The organism is Nocardia sp. NPDC057272, from assembly GCF_042668615.1.
GTDB lineage: Bacteria > Actinomycetota > Actinomycetes > Mycobacteriales > Mycobacteriaceae > Nocardia.
The window spans coordinates 1-20,402 of sequence record NZ_JBHUYK010000039.1; the positions used below are offsets into that span (position 1 = coordinate 1).

The window sequence follows — 20,402 nt, forward strand, 5'->3', positions numbered from 1 at the left end:
GCAGACATCCTGCCGGCCCGGTGCTGTTTCTTTGTGCACAGCCTCTGGGTTCGACTCGATCCAATCGGATCGAGTCCGTCACCGCCGTGATGCAGCCTGGTAGTCGTGACCGCCGACGTAGAACGTGTGGCCGTCCACGACCGCGTCGGTGCCGGCCTGAACGATCACGCGCGCGAAGTCCTCGACCGTGGGCAACGGGCCTGCCGCGCGGCGGGACTCGACACTGCCCGGGTCGCGCCGTTCCAGCAGCCGGACGATGATCGTCCCGTCGATCATGTCGCCGGACACCACCGTGAAACCGACTCCCCGCTCCCGGAATTCAGGAATCAGCGCCCGGAGCGCGTCTTCGCCGGCCCGCTTGCTCCGCGCGATCGGCGTGTAGCCCTGTGGCACATCGGCGTTCTCGTGGATGAAGTGCGCCTGATGGCTGGTGACGAACACGATCCGGCCGCCCTCGGACATCAGCGGCAGCATCGCCGTGGCCAGGTTCACCTGGGCGTCCCGGTTGAGCCGCAGCGCGTACCCCGGATCGGCATCTCGCTCGAGCCCGCCGGATGCGTTGAGCACCAGGGTATCCAGCCGCCCGAACGTCCGGCCGATCTCCTCGACCATCGTCTCGACAGCCGCGGGATCGGAGACATCGGCGCCGAGCACCGAGGCGCTCCCACCCGCCGTCACGATCCCGTCCACGACATCCTGGGCCCGCTTGCGCTTCTCCCGGAAATTCACGACGACATGTGCCCCGGCCGCGCCGAACTGCGCCGCCGCCTCCGCTCCGATCCCCCGCGAGGCCCCGGTGACCAGCACGATCCGCTGATCTTGCCGCACTGTCGAATCCATCGTCGATCTCCTCGTCCATCCCCGACCGGCCATCGTGCTTCTGATTCAGAAGCAACTATCGTGCTTCTGAATGAGAAGCGCAACCGGCGACGAGCCCTCGCCAGCGATCCTGGCCGCGATCGACCTACTCGGCCAGCGCTGGATGCTGCGCGTGATCTGGGAACTGGAGCCCGGCCCCCTCGGCTTCCTCGACCTCCGCCGGCGGATGGGCAACTGCTCGTCGAGCATGCTCTCGGACCGGCTCCAGCAACTCCAGTCCGCGGCGCTGATCCGCAAGAACGGCCAGCGCGGCGCCTACGAGCTCACCACCGAGGGCGCCCTCCTCGCCGAATCCCTCCAGCCCCTGTGGGACTGGTCCGAGAACCGGACCCCCACCGGCGACGGCAACGGGCGAATCCCCTGGCGGCCCGACCGCTAGTCCGCCGACCCTCGAAAACTCGCTGGACAGGGGCGATATAACTGGCTGATGAGCGAGGATGCGGCGGCGTTGTTCTGCGATACCGGTATGGCCGGTCGGATCGAACGGATGGAGACCGAGGCCATTGCCGGTGGAGTGCGCGCCGGACTACACCGGGCCACCCCGGCCGCGGGCGGGTTCACACAGGAGATCGCCGGTGGCGCAGCGTGTTTCGCCGGGCCGAACTCGCCGTTGAACAAGGTGGTCGGTGTCGGCTTCGCCGGGGTGCCCTCGACGGCGCAGTGGGAGGCGGTCGAACAGGCTTATGCCGAGGTCGGGGCGCCGGTCCAGGTCGAGCTGGCTCATCTCGCCGACCCGCGGATCGGCGCCGAACTGACCGCGCGCGGGTATCGGCTGACATCCTTCGAAAACGTGCTCGGCCTGCGTCTGCGCGGCCGTGCGTGGCCGGTTCCGCAGTCGGTCGAGGTGCGCCGTGACGACAACGACTTGGATACCTGGCTCGATATCGTCGTCGACGGCTTCGCCCACCCCGACGACGACGGCCTACCCGCCACCGAGGACTTCCCTCGCGACATCCTCGCCACCGCCGTCCGAGATCTGGCTGCCACCAACAACACCCACCGCTATCTGGCCTACCGCGCGGGCAAACCCGCGGGCGGCGCCAGCCTTCGCACGAACGGCGGCATCGCCGCTCTCGCCGGGGCTGCGACGCTCCCCGAGCACCGTCGACAGGGCGTCCAGACAGCGCTGCTCTCCACCCGGCTCAACGCGGCGGCCGCGGCCGACTGCGACCTCGCGGTCGTCACCACCCAGCCCGGATCGAAATCCCAGCAGAACTCCCAGTCCCAAGGCTTCGCTCTGCTCTACACCCGAGCGGTGCTGGTCAAAGATCCCGCCTGATCCGTCCTACTCGATGCGGATCTCTTCGACGGTGGGGCCCTTGGCCGAGAGGCCGCTCACCAGCAGGGCATAGATCGCGACGATGAGGACGGGCGCGGCCAGGGGCGCCCAGATCAGCTGGACGGGTACCCAGGCCGCGGTGGCGGCGGCGATGGTGAACAGGACCGCGCCGCCCACCGAGGGGATGGTGGTGGGGACCACGCCCTCGGGGGCGTGCAGCACGGCAGCGTTCAGCAGGTAGGTGGTTGCGACAAGTCCTGTTGCGGCTGCGGCTATGACGCCGACGTCGGCGAAGGCGAGAGCGGCGATGGTGATCAGCACCGCGCCGACCGAGGCCGGGCGCCACCACCAGCTCGCGATCACCAGCGCCAGCGCGGGCACCCCGGCGAGGGGATTGATCAGCGCGACCGCGGCGACCAGGAGCAGACCGGCCAGCAGGGCAAGAAATCTCGTCATCGGCGTACCCGTACTGCTCGGCGGTGTTCGGGGAGCAGGCGCATGGCCTGGTCCAGGCGGGTGCCTTCGGGCCAGGCGATGATGTCGACGCCGACGGTGCCCATGTCCCGATACATCGAGGCGCGCTCGAGCTGCCACATCTTGGCCATGGTCGGGTCGAGGCCGTCCTCGAAGGGTGTACCGCGCAGGACGTCGACCGCGACCACCACGTGGCCGCGTTTGCGCAGGTCGATCAGGGCCAGCGCGAACTGGGTGTCGAGCAGGGTGGAGAAGGCCACCACGATCGCGCCGATCGGCACGGCGGCGTGCGGTGCGAGAGTGCCGGTGGTCTCGACGTGTTCGTCGCCGACGCCCAGGACCGTGTCGACGATGCGATAGAACTGTCTGCGGCCGATGTCGGGGCGCAGCCAGCGCGGCGATTCACCGAGGCAGACCACGGCGGTGCGGTCGCCGGATTGCAGGGTCGACTGCACCACCTGGGCCGCGCCGCGCACCGACAGTTCCAGCGAAGCGCTGGCGGGCCCGGGCGCCTGCAAGGACGTGTCGACCATGACCACCACATCGGCGGAGCGGTTGGTGAACCGCTGGGTGACGTAGAGCCTGCCGCGCCGCGCGCTCACCGGCCAGTTGACGGCGCGCAATTGATCGCCCGGCGTGTAGGCGCGGATGTCGGCGTATTCGACGCCGGGGCCGTGCCGACGGGTCAGGTGGGTACCGATGCGGTCGGGCAGTTCGGTGCGCGGCATGCGCATTCGCTGCGGATCGGCGATGGGATACACGTAGAGCTTGGCCGCGGGCAGCTCGGTGGTCGCGACCGCGAGACCGGCCGGGCTCAGCGCGGAAACCTTCACCTGCACCGGATACCGGCCCCAGCGGGTGGCCGAGAGCCCGAGCCGCATGCCCGCGGGCGCACCGCCGGAATCGTGGGCTTCCTCGACCTCGAGTTCCAGGCCGGGCATCGGCAGGGCGGTCATCCGCAGCAGCGCGTGCCCGCTCTCGACGAACGCGACCGCGCTGCAACCGATCACCTCGTTCTCGAAACAGCGCACGGTGCCGCTGCCGTCGACCTGGACCCTGGTCGGCGCCTGCTGCCACGGCGCGGTGGCGAGCACGCCGAGCATCGGCGCCGCGAAGACGACCAGCTGCCACTGCCCCAGCAGCACCGCGACGACCAGTGCCGCTGCCGCGCAACCGGCCAGGATGAACACCAGCGGCGCGGGCCGCCACCGGAGGTCGACCTCGACCGTTCTGGATTCGTCGCGGTGCTTCATGTGCTCGTGGCGCGGGGCACCGGTAGCCGGCGGAGTAGCTCGGTGATGACGTCCTCGCCGCGGATACGACGCACCCACATTTCGGGGCGCAACGTGATGCGATGCGACATCGCCGCCACCGCGAGGGCTTTCACGTCTTCGGGAATCACGTAGTCGCGCCCGAGGAGCAACGCCCTCGCCCGCGACATCTGCACCAGGTCGAGTTCGGCGCGCGGGCTGGCGCCGACTTCCACCTGCGGGTGGCTGCGGGTGGCCGAGGCCAGCGCGACGACGTAGCTCACCACGTCGGGGTGCACGGTGACGAACTCGACCGACTGACGCATCTCCATCAGCCCCTGCGCGTCGACCACCTGGCCCACTTGCGGTGCGGTGGAACCGCGTTCGAGCCTGCGCCGGATCATCTGCGTCTCGTCGGCCTCGGAGAGGTAGCCGAGACGCAGCTGGATGGCGAAGCGGTCGAGCTGGGCCTCGGGCAGCGGGTAGGTGCCCTCGTACTCGATCGGGTTGTCGGTGGCCAGCACCACGAACGGCTGTGGGAGCAGGAAGGTTTCGCCGTCGATGCTCACCTGACCCTCGGCCATCGCTTCCAGCAGCGCAGCCTGGGTCTTGGGCGGAGTGCGGTTGATCTCGTCGGCGAGCAGCACATTGGTGAACACCGGACCGCGACGGAAGTTGAACCGGCCCGACGCCATGTCATAGATCGTCGAACCGAGCAGGTCGGCGGGCAGTAGATCGGGCGTGAACTGCACGCGGGTGAAGTCCAGGCCGAGCGCGGCCGCGAAAGAGCGCGCGATCAGGGTCTTTCCGAGGCCCGGCAGGTCCTCGATGAGTACGTGGCCTCCGGCCAGCACGGCAATCATGATGAGCTGCATCTCATCTCGCTTGCCGACCACGACACGGCCCAGCTCACGCAGTACGGCATCGGAGCGCTGGACGGTCACGTTCAACGGCATTGTCATCGGTGGCCTCTAACCCCTCACATCGTCTGCAAACGGCGCAGGATCTCGTCCAGCGCCTCTCTACCCGGTGCGCGACCGGTGTGATCGCGCAACGCGGAGTTCGCCGGATCCACCCAGCGCCACAGTTCAGGTCCGAACTGCAGCTGACCGGCGGCCTCGGTGGCCCGGCGATTCTTGGAAACTCTGAGCCCGGTGGACAGCTCGAATTCCTTGGCGAGCAGTGGCCGCAGGTGGCGGTCCCAGTCGGCGCGGGTGCCGTCGGCGCGGGCGGTGAGCATCTCGGCGCGCGCGTGCCAGCGACCGAGCATCTCGGCCGGACCGTTGTCGATGTACTCGGTGAGCGGTTCCTCGCGGATCACGCGGTGCCGCAACGACCAGACCAGCATCGCGAGCGCGGCGGCCACCGGCACGGCGACCGCGAGCAGCACCGAGTCACGATCAAGACGCACCAACGTCACTTCGATCACCGCGACCGCGAGCACGGCCGTCACAATCACCGAAGTCCGGTTCACGCTGAGCCCTCCTGGCATGCTCGGGCGACCTGCGTGGTGACGCGAGCTACCGACTCCGGTCCGCTCATGCGGTATCCATTCGGCATGCTCGGGCGCCCTGCGTGGTCACACTTCGCTACCGCCTCCGGGCGCTGACCGCTCATGCCGTCACCAGCCTGCGCTGCAGGTCCGTGAGGACGATGCGCAGCAGTTGTTCGGCGCGCATGCGCTGCCATTCGAGCATCGAGTGCGGGCTGAACCGCGCCTCCTCGAACAGCGCGACCAGCTCGCGGGCCGAGGCATCGTGCAGCACACCGCTTTCGAAGGCCCTGGCCAGCACCTCCATCGGGGTGTCCGAGGCCAGCGGGCGGGCGGCGCGGTCGCTGGACAGACCGCGCTCCATCGCCACATAGCAGGCGATGATGGCGGTGCGCGGATCCTGGCCCGGGGCGTTCATCGCCGCGAGGCCCATTTCGGCGGCGCGCGTGAGGGAGTCGACTTCGCTGGCGGACGGTTCGTCCTCGACGGGCGCGACGGGGGCCGGTTCACGACGCGCGGCGACAGCCACGACGACCAGGCCGACCAGCGCGACCACGATCAGCACGATGGCCAGGATCGCCGCGATCACCAGGGCGGTGCCGGTGAGTTCGGTGGGTCCGGTGGTGGGGTCCGCGGCATGGGTGTCGGTCGTGGGGACGGGGCCGGAGCCCTCGGTGAGCGTCTCGGAGGCCGGGCGCATCGGGCGGGCGCCGGGCAGCAGGAACAGTGCGGTGACCCCGCCTGCGAAGATCAGTGCCACCGCGGCGACGGCGACCGGGACCAGCAGCGCCATCCGACGCCACTGGATGCGCGGCATGGCGTCGCGTTCGGCTTCCGGCATCGCCAGCGGCAGGCGATGCTGGCTGGCGATCACGCCCGCGACCAGGATGACGATCGAGACCAGCAGCAACACCGGCATCACGGCGATGAGCAGCGGAGAAGGGGCTCCGGTCGAGGTCGCGCCGGAGCCGGGCAGCGTGCCCTGCAACGCGATCGTCGAAGCGACGACCAGTGCGATCACGACAATCGCCCGCGTAATGGGCTGATTCACCCCGATCACAGCTGTACCACCAAACCCCAGAGACTGCACAAAACAGCCACATAGTTACATGCCGAGTGGTCCGCTCGAGAGGAAATCGATGCTTTTGGACCCCTCCCCTCTTATTGTCCCCCCGCGATCAAGGGCTTGCTACGCAGTGCGAACGTCTGACACGCCAGTTAATGGCAACTCACCGAGACGGCTGGCGGTGCGAGCCAGATCGGGAATCGCGGGGACCCCGGCGGTCAGGTCGTACGGGCGCTCCGGGGCATGGACGGTGAACGGGAGATCGGCGTCGTAGAGGACATCGACGAGATTCACCAGGCGCATCGACCAGTCCGGCGGGACCGCGCGCAGTGGCGGGACCTCGCGCAGGGTCCAGTGGCGGTAGCGCTCGGTGAGGCGGAGGTAGTCGGCGGCGCTGGTGGGGGCGGCGCAGATGTCGTGGAAGTCGAGGGTGATGGCATCGGTGGCGGCGTGGGCGCGGATGGTCCGGCCGTTGCCGAGGGGCACGTCGACGGGGCCGACACCCTTCAGGGGTCCGGTACCCACCGTGAGCACATAGCGGCCCGCGAGGAAGCCGGTGTCGCGGTGGGGCGTGCGGGTGCGGTAGTCGAGTGGTCCATCGAGAGCGACCGTGTCGAGGTGGGCGAGGATCAACTCGATGGTGGGCAGGAACGCGTCGTGGAACAGCGGGTTGGGCAGGAGCTCCTGGGGCCGGTAGTTCGAGGTGACCACGAGGGTGCGGTGGCCGGCGAAGAGGGCTTCGAGCATGCGGGCGACGAGCATGGCATCGCCGATATCGGTGACGTGGAATTCGTCGAAACAGACCAGGTCGGCGTCGCCGAGGAGTTCGTCGATGGCACGTTCGATCGAACCCAGGGTGTGCGTGGCGGTATGGAGGGCGGCGAAGAAGCTGTGGAAGTGGAAGCGGCGCTTGAGCCGTGTCTCGACCGCGCCGAAGAACCGGTCCATCACCATGGTCTTGCCGCGGCCCGGTCGGCCGTGCAGGTAGATGCCGCCGCGACCGGCCCGCCGACCGCCGCTGTCAGCGAGGCGCGGGAGCGGGATGCCGAACGGGCCGGTGCGTCGAGCGGGGTGCCCACGGTGTGCGAGGTGCCCGTCGACCGGGTCGAGCAGTGATTCGAGCGCGTGCAGGGCCGCTTGCTGTGCGGGGTCGAGCACCACGGTGTCGGGTTTCATGCGAGCCTCCTCGTTCCTCTACATTTGTAGAGGATGGCTGTCGCCGACGGCCAGGAGAGGTGACGATGTCCACAGACCGGCGGGCACAGATCGTGGCGGGCGCCATCGAACTCATCGCGACCCGGGGAATCCGCGCGCTCACCCACCGCGCGCTGGACAACCAGCTGGCCCTGCCGGCGGGTTCGACCTCGTACTACTTCCGCACCCGACGAGCCCTGATCGAGGCGGTGGCCGACGGGATCACCACTCGCTCACGCGCGGATTTCGTTGCCGCGCAGTACGAATCAACGACCCACCCGGAAGATCTGACGCAGGACGCGCGCGAAGAATCAGCAAGTCCGCCGATGGATCCCGTGCAGGTCGCGCACGACATCGCGACCTGGCTCGATCAGCTGCTCCTCCATCGCCGCAACGAGCTGATCGCCCGGCACGCCCTGATCATCGAGGTCCTGTCCGACCCAGAACTGCACGCTCGCCTGGCAGGCAGCCTGTTCTCCCTGGACCGCGCGACAGACCTGTTCAGCGCCCTCGGCGCCGCCGAACCACGCGAGTGGGCCCACGACTTCCTCGCACTGCTGGAAGGACTCGTCTTCGATCGGTTCGCGGGACTGCGCGCGGGATCAGCGGGCACCGTCGACCAGCTCGCCCGGCCACTGGCCGATTTCCTGAAGAGCGGTCAGTCCCGCCAGCCGAATTCGGAATAGGTGGCGGTCGAATTCAGCGCGGCTAATCCGAGCGCGGAATACTCGATCAGGTCGGCGGGCAACTCGGTCAGCGGAAACCATTGCAATGCATAGCATTTATCGGGTTCCCGATTGAAAGGCTCACCGCGCCAAACCTCGACGCGGAAGAACAGACCGAGGCGGGAGTCGCGCCCGGGGGCGGTGACGTGGGCGACGTGGAACAGCCGCAGGGCGGTGGGATCGATGTCGACCCCGACCTCCTCCGCGGCTTCACGGACCGCTGCCGCCGCCACCGACTCGCCGGCTTCGACCTTTCCCGACGGCAGGTGCCAGCGGTGATCGAACTCGTCGCCGCTGCGGCGCAGGCTCAGCAGAACCTCGTCACCGCGGATCAGCAGGACGTGCACGTCGACCAGGTGGCGGGGAGTCACCCGGTCGAGCGTACGAGGCTACGACGTCAGGACGAGTCCGGAGGTGGGAACGCCGGTGCCCGCGGTGACCAGGATGCGTTCCAGGGCCTCGACCTGGTTGACCGAGGTGCCGCGGATCTGGCGGACCGCTTCGGCGATGCCGTTCATGCCGTGGATATAGGCCTCACCGAGCTGGCCGCCATGGGTGTTGAGCGGAAGGCGGCCGCCGAGCTCGATGGCGCCGTCGGCGATGAAGTTCCTGGCTTCGCCACGGGGGCAGAAGCCCAGTTCCTCGAGCTGCATGAGGACGAACGGGGTGAAGTGGTCGTAGAGGATCGCGGCCTGCATGTCGGCGGCGGTCAGGCCGCTCTGCGCCCACAGCTGGTCGCCGACGAGACCCATTTCCGGCAGGCCGGTCATGGCGTCGCGGTAGTAGCTGGTCATCACGTACTGGTCGGCGCCGCTGCCCTGTGCGGCGGCCGCGATGATCGCGGGGCGCTGCGGCAGGTCGCGGGCGCGTTCGACGCTGGTGACCACGATGGCGACGCCGCCGTCGGACTCCTGGCAGCAGTCGAGCAGGTGCAGCGGTTCGGCGATCCAGCGCGAATCCTGATGCTGTTCCAGGGTGATCGGCTTGCCGTAGAAGAAGGCGTTGGGGTTCACCGCGGCGTGCTTGCGGTCGGCGACCGCCACCGCCCCGAAATCGGCACTGGTCGCGCCGGTGACGTGCATGTACCGGCGGGCGACCATCGCGACCTGCGCGGCGGGCGTGCCGAGCCCCTGCGGGTAGGCCCAGCCCGCGTCGATCCCCGACGACGTGGGCGCGGCGGCCAGCGCGGGCGAGAACTGACCGAACCGGGCGCCGGATCGTTCGTTGAACGCGCGATAGGCCACCACGACATCGGCCACCCCGGTGGCCACGGCCATCGCGGCCTGCTGCACAGTCGCGCAGGCCGCGCCGCCGCCGTATCCGATGTGGCTGAAGAACTTCAGGCTCGGAATGCCGACCGCCCTGGCCACCGCGGCCTGGGTGTTGGTGTCCATGGTGAACGTGGTGAGGCCGTCCACATCGGCGGGCGTGAGACCCGCGTCGGCCAGCGCCGCGCTGACAGCCTCCGCGGCCAACCGCAATTCGCTGCGACCGGAGTCCTTCGAGAAGTCGGTGGCACCGATGCCGACGATGGCGGCGCGACCGGAAAGGCCGGCGGATTCGGCGGAGGTGGTGCTCATTTCGGCTCCAGATCGGGAAGGGCGATGACGGCCGTGGCGGTGATGTGCTCGCCGAGGCTGTCTTTGCCGTGCACGTCGATGGTGACCTGGGTGCCGTCGATCTCGGTGACCGTGCCGGAAAGGGTCAGGGTGTCACCGGCGTACAGCGGCACGCCGAGACGAAGAGCGATGCGCTTGACCAGCGCACGCGGACCGGCCCAGTCGGTGACGAAGCGCTGCACCAGACCGGTGTCGGTGAGGATGTTGACGAAGATGTCGCTCGACCCGCGCTCGACCGCCTTGTCGCGGTCGTGGTGCACATCCTGGAAGTCCCTGGTGGCCAGGGCGGTGCTGATCACGAAGGTGGGATCGGCGTGAATCGCCAACTCCGGCAGCACAGTTCCCACCGCGAGGGTGGCGAGTTCGACCGTGGGGGTCATCGAGGCGTCCTTTGCGGTCATCACACGGCCTGCCAGTACGGCAGCACGGTTCCGTCGGCGAGCTTTTCGAAGGCGACGCGGACGGGCACGTCGATGGCGACGTCCGCCGGGTCGATGCCCCGCAGTTCGCCGAGCACGCGCACGCCTTCGTCGAGTTCCACCAGGGCTACGACGAAGGGCAGGTCGCGACCGGGCACCTTCGGCGCATGGTGCACCACGAAGCTGAACACCGTGCCGGTGCCCGCCGCCACGACGTAGTCGGTGGGCTCCGCCTTGTCCTGCCAGAGGGCCGGAATCGGCGGGTGCCGCAGCGAACCGTCGGGCAGCCGCTGGATCCGCAGCTCGCCGATTTCGGTACCGGCCCAGAAGAATTCGGTGTCGCGCGAGATCACCGGGCCGACCCGCCCCTCGGGCGCTGTCTCGATACCGTCCGCCACGGGCTGCGCGGCGGCCGTGCCGGGTGCGAACTTCAGCAGCCGGAACAGCATTTCGGTGACCACCTCGTCGCCGACCGACCAGGTGGTGGCGTAGGTGAGGAACCAGCCGTCGCCCAGCCCGGTTCGCTTGGGGCCCTTGACTTCGGCCAGCTTGCTGGTGACCTGCACCTGTTCGCCGGGCCGCACGTAACGGTGGTAGGTCTGCTCGCAGTTGGTGGCGACGACCGAGGTGTAGCCCGCCGCGTCGAACAGCTCGTTGGCGAGATTCATCGGGTCGTCGGCGGCACGGACACCGTGCAGACCCTGCATGGTCCACACCTGAGCCATCGCGGGCGGCGCGACGATGCCGGGATGGCCCGCTGCCCTGGCGGCTTCGTCGTCGACGTAGATCGGGTTGGCGTCGCCGAGGGCCTCGACCCAGTTGTGGATCATCGGCTGGTTCACCGGATCACGACCGGCGCGCGGCGCCGACTCCCCCGCCGCGACGATCTTCGCCGCGCCCTCTGCGAGTTCTGCTGCGGTGAGGGATTCCGGCACGCGCCGCTCCTTGTTCATCGGGGTACGCGCGGCAGTTCGAGGCCGGCCGAGGCCACCAGTTCGCGCATGATCTCGTTCACGCCGCCGCCGAAGGTGACGACGAGGTTCTGCTTGGTGCGCCGATCCAGCCAGCCGAGCAATTCGGCGGTGCCGGGCTCGGCCGGGTCGCCGTAGCGGCCGATGATCTCCTCGACCACCCGGCCCGCTTCCTGCAGCGACTCGGTGGAGAAGATCTTGGTGGCCGAGGCGTCGGCGATCACCGCGTTCTGCGCCGCCGAGGTGTCGGCCGCCGCGACCTGCCAGTTCAGCAATTCGTTGAGCCGCACCATGGTCCGCACCCGGCCGAGCGCGCGCCGAACCTCGGGCTCGCCGAGCAGGCCGTGCTGGGCAGACCAGTCGCGCAGGCGGTCGTAGAGCTGTTCGATCTTGCCCGACGGGCCGAGGCTGACCCGCTCGTGGTTGAGCTGGGTGGTGATCAGCCGCCAGCCGCGGTTCTCCTCGCCGACCAGCATGTCCGCGGGCACCCGCACGTCGTCGAAGTAGGTGGCGTTGGTGTGGTGGGCGCCGTCGCAGGTGATGATCGGAGTCCAGGAGTAGCCGGGGTCCTTGGTATCGACGATGAGGATCGTGATGCCGCGGTGGCGGGACTCGACCGTGCCGGTGCGGCACGCCGTCCAGACGTAGTCGGCCTCGTGGGCGCCGGTGGTGAAGATCTTCTGCCCGTTGACGATCCAGTCACCGTCGTCGTCGCGTACCGCGGTGGTGCGCAGCGCGGCGAGGTCGGTGCCCGCCGACGGTTCGGAGTAGCCGATGGCGAAATGGATGTCACCGGACAGGATTCCGGGCAGGAATTTCTTCTTCTGCGCGTCGGTGCCGTACTTCTGCAAGGTGGGCCCCACGGTCAGCAAGGTGACCAGCGGCAGCGGGACATCGGCGCGGACGGCCTCGTTGAAGAAGATCTGCTGTTCCATCGGGCCGAACCCCTGGCCGCCGAACTCCTTGGGCCAGCCGACTCCGAGCCAGCCGTCGCGGCCCATCCGGCGCACCACCTCGCGGTAGGTGTCGCCGTGCCGGTCCACCGCCATCGCCGCGGCCTCGGCCGGGCTGATGAGATCGGCGAAATAGGAACGCAATTCTTCGCGCAACCGCCGCTGTTCGGCGGTCAGATCGATGAACATCTTGCTCCCAGAAGGTCGAGCCGCAGACCCGCACCGCCGAGGAGCCGGGCGAGGTCTTTGGCCTGCGAGTAGTAGCGGTGCATCGGGTGGGTGATATCCACACCCAGTCCACCGTGCAGGTGGTGACATTTCTGCATGGCGCGCGGAACTTCGGCCGCGGCCCAGTAGGCGAGCACGTCGAGGTCCTCGTCGATGCGGTACTGGTGCTGGGGCGAGAGGTCCGGCTGCGCCAACGCCCAGCACGCCGACTCCGCGGCCACGTGCAGCGTGCGCGAGACCACGTACAGGTCCGCGATCTGCTGAGCCACGGCCTGGAATTCGGCCAGCGGCCTGCCGAACTGTTCCCTGGTGCGCACGTGCTCGGCGGTGAGCGTGAGCGCGCCCTTCAACAGGCCGTCGGCGACCGCGCCGATACAGGCCAGCGCGTGGCGGTGCAGGACGGGCAGCGCGTCGGGCAGCAGCTGGTCGGCCGGGATCTCGACGTCGTCGAGGACCAGCGTCGCCTCCGGGATGCCCGCCGAGCCCGCCACCGGGATGATCTCGAGCCCCGGCGCGACGGAATCGACCAGTGCCACACCGGCATCGGTGGGCACCAGAATCCACCGTGCCTGCTCGGCGTAGATCACGCCGGACTTGCGCCCGGTGATCCGCACCGTGTCGCCCGCGCGCACGGCCTCGGTGGTGGGCGCGGTGGTGAACGGCGCGCCCGGTTCGTTGAGCGCGGCCGTGAGCACGGTGCCCTTGCCGACCTCGGCGAGCACCCGTTCGGCCAGTTCGTCCGACAGCACACCGAGCAGCGGCAGCACACCGAACCCGAAGGTCGGCAGCGCCGGGACCGCCGCGGCATCGGTGGCCAGCTCCATGAGCAGGGCCGATACCTCGAGCAGTCCCATACCGTCGCCGCCGAACCGTTCCGGCACCGGCACGGCGAGCAGACCGGAGTCGACCAGGCTCGGCCACAGGGCCATATCCCTGGCCGGCTCACGTTCGAGCAGGCTTACCACTACCTCGGCTACGGCGTCGGCGCTTTCGTCGCGGGTGAAATCCACGGCGTCCTCCCTCATCGAGCTAACTGTCCGCATCGCGCGGCAGGCCGAGAATTCGTTCGGCGGCCACGGTCAACAGGATCTGCTCGGTACCGCCCGCAATCGAGAGACACCGCGTAAGCAGGAATTCTTTCAGAGCATCACTGTCCAGGGAACCTTCTTGGCCGACCAGTTCCAGCGCGTATTCCGCCAGCTCCTGCCGATGCCGGACACCGACCAGTTTGCGGACACCGGCTTGGGCGCCCGCGTCGACGCCCGCCATCGTCGCCACCGCGATCCGCTGTTCCAGCAATGATCCAGCAACCGAGGACGTGATCAGCGCGCCGAAACGGTCCTCACGCAGTTCTGTTCCCCATCCACCGACCGGAAAACGGTCGAGCAGGGCTTCGAGCGCGCCACCGATACCGCCGCCGCCCATCGCGACCCGCTCCGCCGACAGCGTGGTGCGCGCGATCTTCCAGCCGTTGTTCAGTGCGCCGACCAGGCAATCGTCGGGCACGAACACGTCATCGAGGAAGACCTCGCTGAACTTCTCCTCGCCGGTGATCTGCACCAGCGGCCGCACCTGCACGCCCGCGGCGCGCATATCGACGAGGAAGTAGCTGATGCCGCGATGCTTGGCCGCGGCCGGATCGGTACGGGCCAGGCAGATGCCCCAGTTCGCGGTGGAGCCGAGCGAGGTCCACACCTTCTGGCCGCGCAGCACCCAGCCGCCGTCGACCTTCTCGGCGGTGGTGCGCAGAGCGGCGAGATCGGAACCCGCGCCCGGCTCGCTGAACAGCTGACACCAGATGACCTCGCCGTACAGGGTCGGCCAGACGTAGCGTTCGATTTGCTCCTCGGTGCCGAAGCGCAACAGCGTCGGCACAGCCCAGCCCGCGACGGCGAGGTCGGGGGTCGTCAGCTCGGCGCGACGGAGCTGTTCGGCGATCTGCAGGCAGGTCATCGGATCGGCGGCACGGCCGTAGGGCCGCGGCCAGTGCGGCATCACCATGCCCGCTTCCACCAGCGCGCGAACCTGGTCGGCGGGCTCGAGGGCGGCGATCGCGGCGACCTCGTCCGCCAGCGCGGTGTCGACGGCGGCGTCGCCGAGCACCCGTTCGGCGCCGGTGGTGCGGCGCCGGCCTGCCCTGGTGAGCTCGGCCACACGGGCGCGCCAGCGCGGCGAACCACCGAGGAGCTGGCGCAGCGAGCTCGCCCGGCGCAGGTAGAAGTGCGCGTCGTGTTCCCAGGTGAAGCCGATGCCGCCGAGTACCTGGATGGCGTCCTTGGCGTTGTCGACGGCGGCGTCGAGGGCCACCGAGGCGGCCACAGCCGCGGCGATCGGAAGCTCGTCGCCGCCCTCGTCGATCGCGGCGGCGGCGTCGGCGGCGACCGCGCGGATCAGCTCGGTGCGGCACAGCATCCAGGCGCACAGGTGCTTGATCGCCTGGAAGCTGCCGATCGGCTTGCCGAATTGTTCACGGACACGGGCATATTCGACCGCGGTACGCAGGGTCCAGCCGGCGACACCCGCCAGTTCCGCTACCGCGAGCGCTACGAAGAGATCGGTGACATCAGGCGTCGGCGCGAAGCCGTGATCGGCCGGTACGGCCACCTCGGCGGCGCTGACCCGCGCCAGCGGCACGGTGTGGTCGCCGTGTGCCAGCGACGTCACCGTCACCGCTTCGGCGGGCAGCAGCAGCCAACGGGTGCCGTCGATGGTGTTGGCGGGCACGAGAACTCGGGTCAGCTCATCGGCGCCGTAGACGAAATCCCAAGTGCCGGAGACAGTCCAGCCCGTATCGGTGGCGACCGCCTTCGCGGGCTGCTCGTCGCCGGGCACCGCGACCGCGCACGGCGTGCCGTCGGCGAACACGCCCTCGGTGATCAGCCCGGCCAGCGCGGTGGCCAGCACCGGACCGCCGACCAGGTCGTCGCCGGTCTGCTCGAGCATCACCGCGAGGTCGGCCACGGTGCCGCCGAGACCGCCATTGTCCTCGGGCAGCGCGACCTCGAACAGCCCGAACTCACTCAGCCCGGTCCAGTACCCGCGCCAAGCGGTCGAGCCGCCGGCCCGCATTGTTTCAATCGGCGCGACCGTGCTCGCCCAGCCTCGCAGCGATGCCGCGACGGCTTTGTGCTCGTCAGTGGTGGCGATGGTCACAAGAAGATCCGCCCTTCCGGCGTGGTTCGCACTTCTAGAACATGTTCTAATATCTAAGCCGGGTATAAGTCAAGAGACCTACACTCGCACTAAGCTCCGGGCACGGCTCGGCCGATGAATTGCCACTGAAGCGAAAGGGTTTCCACGATGGACAGTCCCGCACCAACGCCCACCGTGACGACGCTGTCCGAGGACGAGCTCAGCTCCAGCGCACAGCGCGACCGGCGCAAGCGCATCCTCGACGCGACCCTCGCGCTCGCCTCCAAGGGCGGCTACGACGCCGTGCAGATGCGTGCGGTCGCCGAGCGCGCCGACGTGGCCGTCGGCACGCTGTACCGCTACTTCCCGTCCAAGGTTCACCTGCTCGTTTCGGCGCTGGCCAGGGAATTCGAGATGTTCGAGGGCAAGCGCAAGCCACTACCCGACGGCGACGGCCCGTCCGAGCGCATGCACACCCTGCTCACCCAGATCACCCGGATGATGCAGCGCGACCCCCTGCTCACCGAGGCGATGACGCGCGCGTTCATGTTCGCCGACGCCTCGGCCGCCGCGGAAGTGGATCGGGTGGGCAAGGTGATGGACCGGGTCTTCGCCCGCGCGATGAGCGACGGCGAACCCGACGACCGTCAACTCGCCATCGCCCGCGTCATCTCCGATGTGTGGCTGTCGAACCTGGTGGCCTGGCTCACCCGGCGCGCGTCCGCGACCGATGTCACGGAACGACTCGAGCTCACCGTCGACCTGTTGCTGGGCGATCGCGGATAACCCAGCAACCCGGCAAAGCTCACTACCGCAACATCACAAATCGCCCATCGCTGTTGACACCCGTCGGCTGTGCGCCTTCCAGTAGGAAGATGCATAGCCGACGTCGCATATGCGAAACATCGCATCTACCGGGCGCGCGTGCCTCGCCGCGCCCTCGTATGCCCGGTGAGCTCGACGAATCCGGCCGAGGGCGGTGGGCCGCCGGTACGGAATTTGCCGTAAGGTCGCGAGCAAACGACCGGGGATAGTGCGCACAACGCGCCGCGCCGCTCGCGCGGCAAAATTGACGCAGTATTGTTTTTCGCGCCCCCTGATCAACTCCTCCCATCACTAGGTTGGATGCGTGAGCGCACAGGAACTGCCCTTGGATGTCCGCCGTGCACTGGCGTCGGTTGCGCGCGTGCCACGGCTCTTGGTTGCCTCGGACTACGACGGGACCATCGCCCCGATCGTGTCCGACCCGTCGAAAGCGTTTCCCCAGCGGGAATCGGTGAGCGCGCTACGCGCGCTGGCGGGGTTGGCGAACACTACTGCGGCGGTGATTTCCGGTAGAGCGCTCCGAGACCTGGCGGCGCTGTCGCGCCTGCCGGTCGAGGTGCAGCTGATCGGTAGTCACGGCTCGGAGTTCGACGTCGGCTTCGTGCACGCGATCGACAACGACGCCAAACAGCTACTGACAGAGATCAATTCCGCGTTCTCGAAGATCGCCGCCGAGAACCCGGGCGTGACCGTCGAGATGAAGCCGGCCAGCGCCGCGCTGCACGTGCGCAACGCCAGCCCCGAAATCGGCAGGCGCGCACTGACTTCCGTGCGACAAGGCCCGGCCTGCTGGGTGGGCGTGCAGGTGACCGAAGGCAAGGCGGTGATCGAGCTCGCGGTGATCCCCACCGACAAGGGCACCGCGCTCGACACCATCCGCCATCAGGAAAGCGCTTCCGCCGCAGTGTTCTTCGGCGACGACGTGACCGACGAGAAGGCGTTCCGGGTGCTCTCGGGACCGGATGTCGGCATCAAGGTCGGCGAGGGCGAGAGCATCGCCAAGCTGCATGTGAACTCCACCGAGGACGTGGCGCGCGCGCTGGCGTTCCTCGTCGAGGAGCGGCGCACCTGGCTGGCCGGGGCGAGCGCCCCCCGGATCGAGCGGCTGAGCATGCTGGCCAGCCCGCGCTCGGTCGCGCTGCTCACCCCCGACGCGACGGTCACCTGGCTCTGCCACCCCGAACCGGATTCGGCGGCGGTGTTCGCGCATCTGCTCGGCGGCGCGGCGGCCGGACACTTCACGGTGGCGCCGGAGCGGCCGAGCCTGCCGCTGTCGCAGCGGTATGTGGACGGCACGATGACGGTCGAGACACGGTGGGCCAGTTTGCAAGTGGCCGACTACCTGCCGCACGACGTCGCTCCCGATCGCACCGATCTGACCAGGGTGATCACCGGCGCCGCGAAGGCCGTGGTCATCTTCGCGCCGCAGCCGGAGTTCGGGCAGGTGCCGGTGCGAATGCAGGCCGTACGCAGCGGAATTCAGGTCAGCGGCACCAATGATCCGATGGTGCTTCGCTCCCCCGGTGTGGAGTGGGAGATCCTGTCCGACGGCACCAACGAGCAGGCGCGCGCGGTGGTCGACCCGTCGCTCGGGCCGGTCGTGCTCGAATTGCGGTGCGGAACAGCGGATCTCGCGCCCTCGATGACCCCGGAGCCGCAGCGCCGCCAGCTCGCCGAGCAGTACTGGTCGCAGTGGGCCTCGGAGTTGCTGCTGCCGCCGCTCAAGCCGGATCTGATGAAGCGTTCGGCGCTCACCCTGCGCGGGCTGGTCCATCGCCCGTCGGGATCGATTTTGGCCGCGGCCACCACCTCGCTGCCCGAGGACATCGGCGGCGTGCGCAACTGGGACTACCGCTACTGCTGGCTGCGTGACGCGTCGCTGACCGCGCAGGCACTGGTGACCCTGGGCTCGCTGACCGAGGCCGAGGAGTTCCTCGGCTGGGTGCACAAGGTGCTCGACACCCTGCCGGGGCCGGAGCGCCTGCACCCGCTGTACACGATCTACGGCGAGACGCTGCCGCCCGAGGCCGTGATCGACCTGCTGCCCGGTTACGCCGGGTCGCGGCCGGTGCGCGTGGGCAACGCGGCCAATATGCAGGTGCAGCTCGACGTGTTCGGGCCGATCGTCGACCTGATCACCTCGATGGCGCACGAGCGCGAGCGTCAGGGCATCACCGCCCCGGCCAAGGCACTGCCGGATGCCGACTGGGAACTGGTGCACGCGATGGTGTCGGCGGTGCAGCGCCGCTGGACCGAACCCGACCACGGCATCTGGGAGATCCGCGGGAATCCGCGCCACCACGTGTACTCGAAGGTGATGGGCTGGCTCACCATCGACCGTGCCCTGACCCTGGCCGACCGTTTCGATCGCACCCCCGATCCCGACTGGGTGAGCCTGCGCGACACGATCGCCGACGAGGTGAAGGCGAAGGGCTGGAACGACGAGGTCCAGTCCTACACCGCCGCCTACGACGGCACCGACCTGGACGCGGCCACCCTGCACATCGGCCTGAGCGGCCTGATCGATCCCGCCGACCCGCGCTTCGCCGCGACGGTGGTGGCCACCGAGGCCGAACTGCGCAGCGGCGCCACGGTGTACCGCTACCACCACGACGACGGGCTGCCCGGCGGCGAGGGTGGTTTCCACCTGTGTGCCGCCTGGCTGGTGGAGGCGTACCTGCTGATCGGCAGGCGCTCCGACGCCGAGGCGCTGTTCGCCCAGCTGGTGGCCGCCGCCGGCCCCACCGGCCTGCTCAGCGAGGAATACGACCCGGTCGCCGAACGTTCCCTCGGTAACCACCCCCAGGCGTACAGCCACCTGGGTTTGCTGCGCTGCGCCCAACTGCTCAGCCAGCCGGTCAACGCCCTGGTCTGACAACGCTCGACAAAGCCGGGTTCGAATTTCGAGCCCGGCTTTTCGATGCGGTTCGTACTGGGTATTCGTAGCTGCTAATCTAAAACGGTAACGATTTCCATTACGATCTAGAGCTTGCTCGCCAGGAGTGCCGCGTGAACCCTCGATTCGCCCGCTTGTTTGCCGGTCTCACGGCGGGGGTGGCGGCCGTGGTCGTCCTCAGTGCCTGCGGTACCAGCTCCAGCGATTCCGATACCCCCCAGATCGTCGCCTCCACCAATGTGTGGGGTTCGGTGGCGTCCGCCGTCGCCGGGCCGGATGCCCAGGTGACCTCGATCATCAGCGATCCCGCCGCCGATCCGCATTCGTTCGAGACCTCGGCCACCGACACCGCCAAGATCAGTGACGCGGATCTCGTCGTGTTCAACGGTGGGCACTACGACGAGTTCATCGAGAAGGCCATCTCGGGCAAGGACAAGCGGACCGTCGAGGCGTTCGAGCAGCGCGCGGACAAGAACGACGACAACGAGCACGTCTGGTACGACGTGAGCACCGTCGCCGCCGTCGCCGATCAGATCGCGGCCCAGCTCGGCCAGGTCGACGCCGCGCACGCCGACGCCTACACCGAGCGCGCGGTCGCCTTCAAGAATCAGCTGATCGGCGTCAGCACCATCACCGGCACCATCGCCACCCAGACACCGAACGCGCCGGTCGCCCAGTCCGAACCGCTCGCGCACTACCTGCTCACGGCCGCGACCGCGCAGGACAAGACCCCGCACGAGTTCCAGGAAGCGATCGAGCAGGAGACCGACCCGGCCCCGGCCGCCGTCGCCGCCACCCGCGACCTGATCACCGCCAAGCAGGTCAAGGCACTGATCTACAACACCCAGACCGAGGACAAGATCACCCAGGACCTGCGGGCCACCGCGCAGTCCGCGGGCATCGCCGTTGTCGAGGTCACCGAAACCCTGCCCGCCGGAATGGATTACATCCAGTGGCAGACCGCCAACGCCAAGGCGCTCGCCGCGGCCCTGCGCTGAGG

The 20,402-nt window shown here is 68.8% G+C and carries 20 protein-coding genes; 6 read left to right on the forward strand and 14 right to left on the reverse strand.

Annotated features, from left to right (window positions below; genetic code table 11):
* Positions 1 to 78: 78 nt before the first annotated feature.
* On the reverse strand, positions 79 to 840 hold the full coding sequence (locus tag ACFULV_RS32155; RefSeq protein WP_378663324.1) for an SDR family oxidoreductase: 762 nt from the start codon (positions 838 to 840) through the stop codon (positions 79 to 81).
* Positions 841 to 910: 70 nt separating this feature from the next.
* Between ACFULV_RS32155 and ACFULV_RS32160 the strand changes: the two genes are divergently transcribed.
* The gene (locus tag ACFULV_RS32160; RefSeq protein WP_378631604.1) at positions 911 to 1,258 is read left to right on the forward strand and encodes a winged helix-turn-helix transcriptional regulator; all 348 of its coding nucleotides are present in this window, start codon (positions 911 to 913) and stop codon (positions 1,256 to 1,258) included.
* 69 nt (positions 1,259 to 1,327) lie between these two features.
* Positions 1,328 to 2,158, forward strand: a complete 831-nt coding sequence (locus tag ACFULV_RS32165; RefSeq protein WP_378663407.1) for a GNAT family N-acetyltransferase — start codon at positions 1,328 to 1,330, stop codon at positions 2,156 to 2,158.
* A 6-nt stretch (positions 2,159 to 2,164) separates the two neighbouring features.
* Here the strand turns inward: ACFULV_RS32165 and ACFULV_RS32170 are convergent, their stop codons facing one another.
* The 6 genes from ACFULV_RS32170 to zapE all read right to left on the reverse strand — a co-directional run bounded on the left by ACFULV_RS32170 (position 2,165) and on the right by zapE (position 7,616).
* Positions 2,165 to 2,614: a hypothetical protein gene (locus ACFULV_RS32170; protein WP_378631603.1), complete on the reverse strand. Its 450-nt coding sequence runs from the start codon at positions 2,612 to 2,614 to the stop codon at positions 2,165 to 2,167.
* The gene (locus ACFULV_RS32175) at positions 2,611 to 3,885 is read right to left on the reverse strand and encodes a DUF58 domain-containing protein (RefSeq protein WP_358069548.1); all 1,275 of its coding nucleotides are present in this window, start codon (positions 3,883 to 3,885) and stop codon (positions 2,611 to 2,613) included. Before ACFULV_RS32175 ends, ACFULV_RS32170 begins: the two co-directional genes overlap by 4 nt.
* Entirely contained in the window at positions 3,882 to 4,844 is a 963-nt protein-coding gene (locus tag ACFULV_RS32180) for a MoxR family ATPase (protein WP_056818940.1), read from the reverse strand. Before ACFULV_RS32180 ends, ACFULV_RS32175 begins: the two co-directional genes overlap by 4 nt.
* A 17-nt stretch (positions 4,845 to 4,861) precedes the next feature.
* Complete coding sequence (locus ACFULV_RS32185; RefSeq protein ID WP_101464691.1) at positions 4,862 to 5,356, reverse strand: hypothetical protein; 495 nt, start codon at positions 5,354 to 5,356, stop codon at positions 4,862 to 4,864.
* Between the two features lie 139 nt (positions 5,357 to 5,495).
* Positions 5,496 to 6,395, reverse strand: a complete 900-nt coding sequence (locus ACFULV_RS32190; protein WP_378663327.1) for a DUF4129 domain-containing protein — start codon at positions 6,393 to 6,395, stop codon at positions 5,496 to 5,498.
* Between the two features lie 168 nt (positions 6,396 to 6,563).
* Complete coding sequence (zapE, locus tag ACFULV_RS32195) at positions 6,564 to 7,616, reverse strand: cell division protein ZapE (RefSeq protein WP_378663330.1); 1,053 nt, start codon at positions 7,614 to 7,616, stop codon at positions 6,564 to 6,566.
* Positions 7,617 to 7,681: 65 nt separating this feature from the next.
* Here zapE and ACFULV_RS32200 point away from each other — a divergent pair, with 65 nt between their 5' ends.
* The gene (locus ACFULV_RS32200) at positions 7,682 to 8,320 is read left to right on the forward strand and encodes a TetR/AcrR family transcriptional regulator (protein WP_378663332.1); all 639 of its coding nucleotides are present in this window, start codon (positions 7,682 to 7,684) and stop codon (positions 8,318 to 8,320) included.
* On the opposite strand, the gene ACFULV_RS32205 is transcribed toward ACFULV_RS32200, so the two are convergent.
* From ACFULV_RS32205 to ACFULV_RS32235, 7 genes are read right to left on the reverse strand one after another with little or no spacing between them, the layout of a single operon-like run.
* Positions 8,293 to 8,730, reverse strand: a complete 438-nt coding sequence (locus tag ACFULV_RS32205) for an NUDIX domain-containing protein (protein WP_378631597.1) — start codon at positions 8,728 to 8,730, stop codon at positions 8,293 to 8,295. The genes ACFULV_RS32200 and ACFULV_RS32205 overlap by 28 nt on opposite strands.
* A gap of 18 nt (positions 8,731 to 8,748) precedes the next feature.
* On the reverse strand, positions 8,749 to 9,939 hold the full coding sequence (locus ACFULV_RS32210; protein ID WP_378663334.1) for a lipid-transfer protein: 1,191 nt from the start codon (positions 9,937 to 9,939) through the stop codon (positions 8,749 to 8,751).
* Entirely contained in the window at positions 9,936 to 10,358 is a 423-nt protein-coding gene (locus ACFULV_RS32215) for a MaoC family dehydratase (protein ID WP_056819362.1), read from the reverse strand. The genes ACFULV_RS32210 and ACFULV_RS32215 overlap by 4 nt, the downstream gene beginning before the upstream one ends.
* A gap of 20 nt (positions 10,359 to 10,378) precedes the next feature.
* Entirely contained in the window at positions 10,379 to 11,350 is a 972-nt protein-coding gene (locus ACFULV_RS32220; RefSeq protein WP_378663337.1) for a bifunctional MaoC family dehydratase N-terminal/OB-fold nucleic acid binding domain-containing protein, read from the reverse strand.
* Positions 11,347 to 12,510 (reverse strand): acyl-CoA dehydrogenase family protein, encoded by a 1,164-nt coding sequence (locus ACFULV_RS32225; RefSeq protein WP_378631592.1) that lies wholly within the window; start codon positions 12,508 to 12,510, stop codon positions 11,347 to 11,349. Before ACFULV_RS32225 ends, ACFULV_RS32220 begins: the two co-directional genes overlap by 4 nt.
* Positions 12,495 to 13,574 (reverse strand): acyl-CoA dehydrogenase family protein, encoded by a 1,080-nt coding sequence (locus ACFULV_RS32230; RefSeq protein ID WP_378663340.1) that lies wholly within the window; start codon positions 13,572 to 13,574, stop codon positions 12,495 to 12,497. The genes ACFULV_RS32225 and ACFULV_RS32230 overlap by 16 nt, the downstream gene beginning before the upstream one ends.
* A 4-nt stretch (positions 13,575 to 13,578) precedes the next feature.
* Complete coding sequence (locus tag ACFULV_RS32235; RefSeq protein WP_378663343.1) at positions 13,579 to 15,702, reverse strand: acyl-CoA dehydrogenase family protein; 2,124 nt, start codon at positions 15,700 to 15,702, stop codon at positions 13,579 to 13,581.
* Between the two features lie 147 nt (positions 15,703 to 15,849).
* Here ACFULV_RS32235 and kstR point away from each other — a divergent pair, with 147 nt between their 5' ends.
* The 3 genes from kstR to ACFULV_RS32250 all read left to right on the forward strand — a co-directional run bounded on the left by kstR (position 15,850) and on the right by ACFULV_RS32250 (position 20,400).
* Positions 15,850 to 16,467: a cholesterol catabolism transcriptional regulator KstR gene (gene kstR / locus ACFULV_RS32240; protein WP_378631587.1), complete on the forward strand. Its 618-nt coding sequence runs from the start codon at positions 15,850 to 15,852 to the stop codon at positions 16,465 to 16,467.
* A 343-nt stretch (positions 16,468 to 16,810) separates the two neighbouring features.
* Positions 16,811 to 19,381 carry a trehalose-phosphatase gene (otsB, locus tag ACFULV_RS32245; RefSeq protein ID WP_378631585.1) on the forward strand — a complete coding sequence of 857 codons (2,571 nt, stop codon included), beginning with the start codon at positions 16,811 to 16,813 and terminating at the stop codon, positions 19,379 to 19,381.
* Positions 19,382 to 19,515: 134 nt separating this feature from the next.
* The gene (locus tag ACFULV_RS32250; RefSeq protein WP_378663345.1) at positions 19,516 to 20,400 is read left to right on the forward strand and encodes a metal ABC transporter solute-binding protein, Zn/Mn family; all 885 of its coding nucleotides are present in this window, start codon (positions 19,516 to 19,518) and stop codon (positions 20,398 to 20,400) included.
* Positions 20,401 to 20,402: the final 2 nt, after the last annotated feature.

Coding starts and splice junctions, on each gene's coding strand:
- ACFULV_RS32225 (WP_378631592.1), bottom strand. CDS start 12,510: ATGTTCATCGATCTGACCGCCGAACAGCGGCGGTTGCGCGAAGAATTG.
- kstR (WP_378631587.1), top strand. CDS start 15,850: ATGGACAGTCCCGCACCAACGCCCACCGTGACGACGCTGTCCGAGGAC.
- zapE (WP_378663330.1), bottom strand. CDS start 7,616: ATGAAACCCGACACCGTGGTGCTCGACCCCGCACAGCAAGCGGCCCTG.
- ACFULV_RS32170 (WP_378631603.1), bottom strand. CDS start 2,614: ATGACGAGATTTCTTGCCCTGCTGGCCGGTCTGCTCCTGGTCGCCGCG.
- ACFULV_RS32230 (WP_378663340.1), bottom strand. CDS start 13,574: ATGAGGGAGGACGCCGTGGATTTCACCCGCGACGAAAGCGCCGACGCC.
- ACFULV_RS32180 (WP_056818940.1), bottom strand. CDS start 4,844: ATGACAATGCCGTTGAACGTGACCGTCCAGCGCTCCGATGCCGTACTG.
- ACFULV_RS32175 (WP_358069548.1), bottom strand. CDS start 3,885: ATGAAGCACCGCGACGAATCCAGAACGGTCGAGGTCGACCTCCGGTGG.
- ACFULV_RS32200 (WP_378663332.1), top strand. CDS start 7,682: ATGTCCACAGACCGGCGGGCACAGATCGTGGCGGGCGCCATCGAACTC.
- ACFULV_RS32160 (WP_378631604.1), top strand. CDS start 911: ATGAGAAGCGCAACCGGCGACGAGCCCTCGCCAGCGATCCTGGCCGCG.
- ACFULV_RS32220 (WP_378663337.1), bottom strand. CDS start 11,350: ATGAACAAGGAGCGGCGCGTGCCGGAATCCCTCACCGCAGCAGAACTC.
- ACFULV_RS32155 (WP_378663324.1), bottom strand. CDS start 840: ATGGATTCGACAGTGCGGCAAGATCAGCGGATCGTGCTGGTCACCGGG.
- ACFULV_RS32210 (WP_378663334.1), bottom strand. CDS start 9,939: ATGAGCACCACCTCCGCCGAATCCGCCGGCCTTTCCGGTCGCGCCGCC.
- ACFULV_RS32215 (WP_056819362.1), bottom strand. CDS start 10,358: ATGACCCCCACGGTCGAACTCGCCACCCTCGCGGTGGGAACTGTGCTG.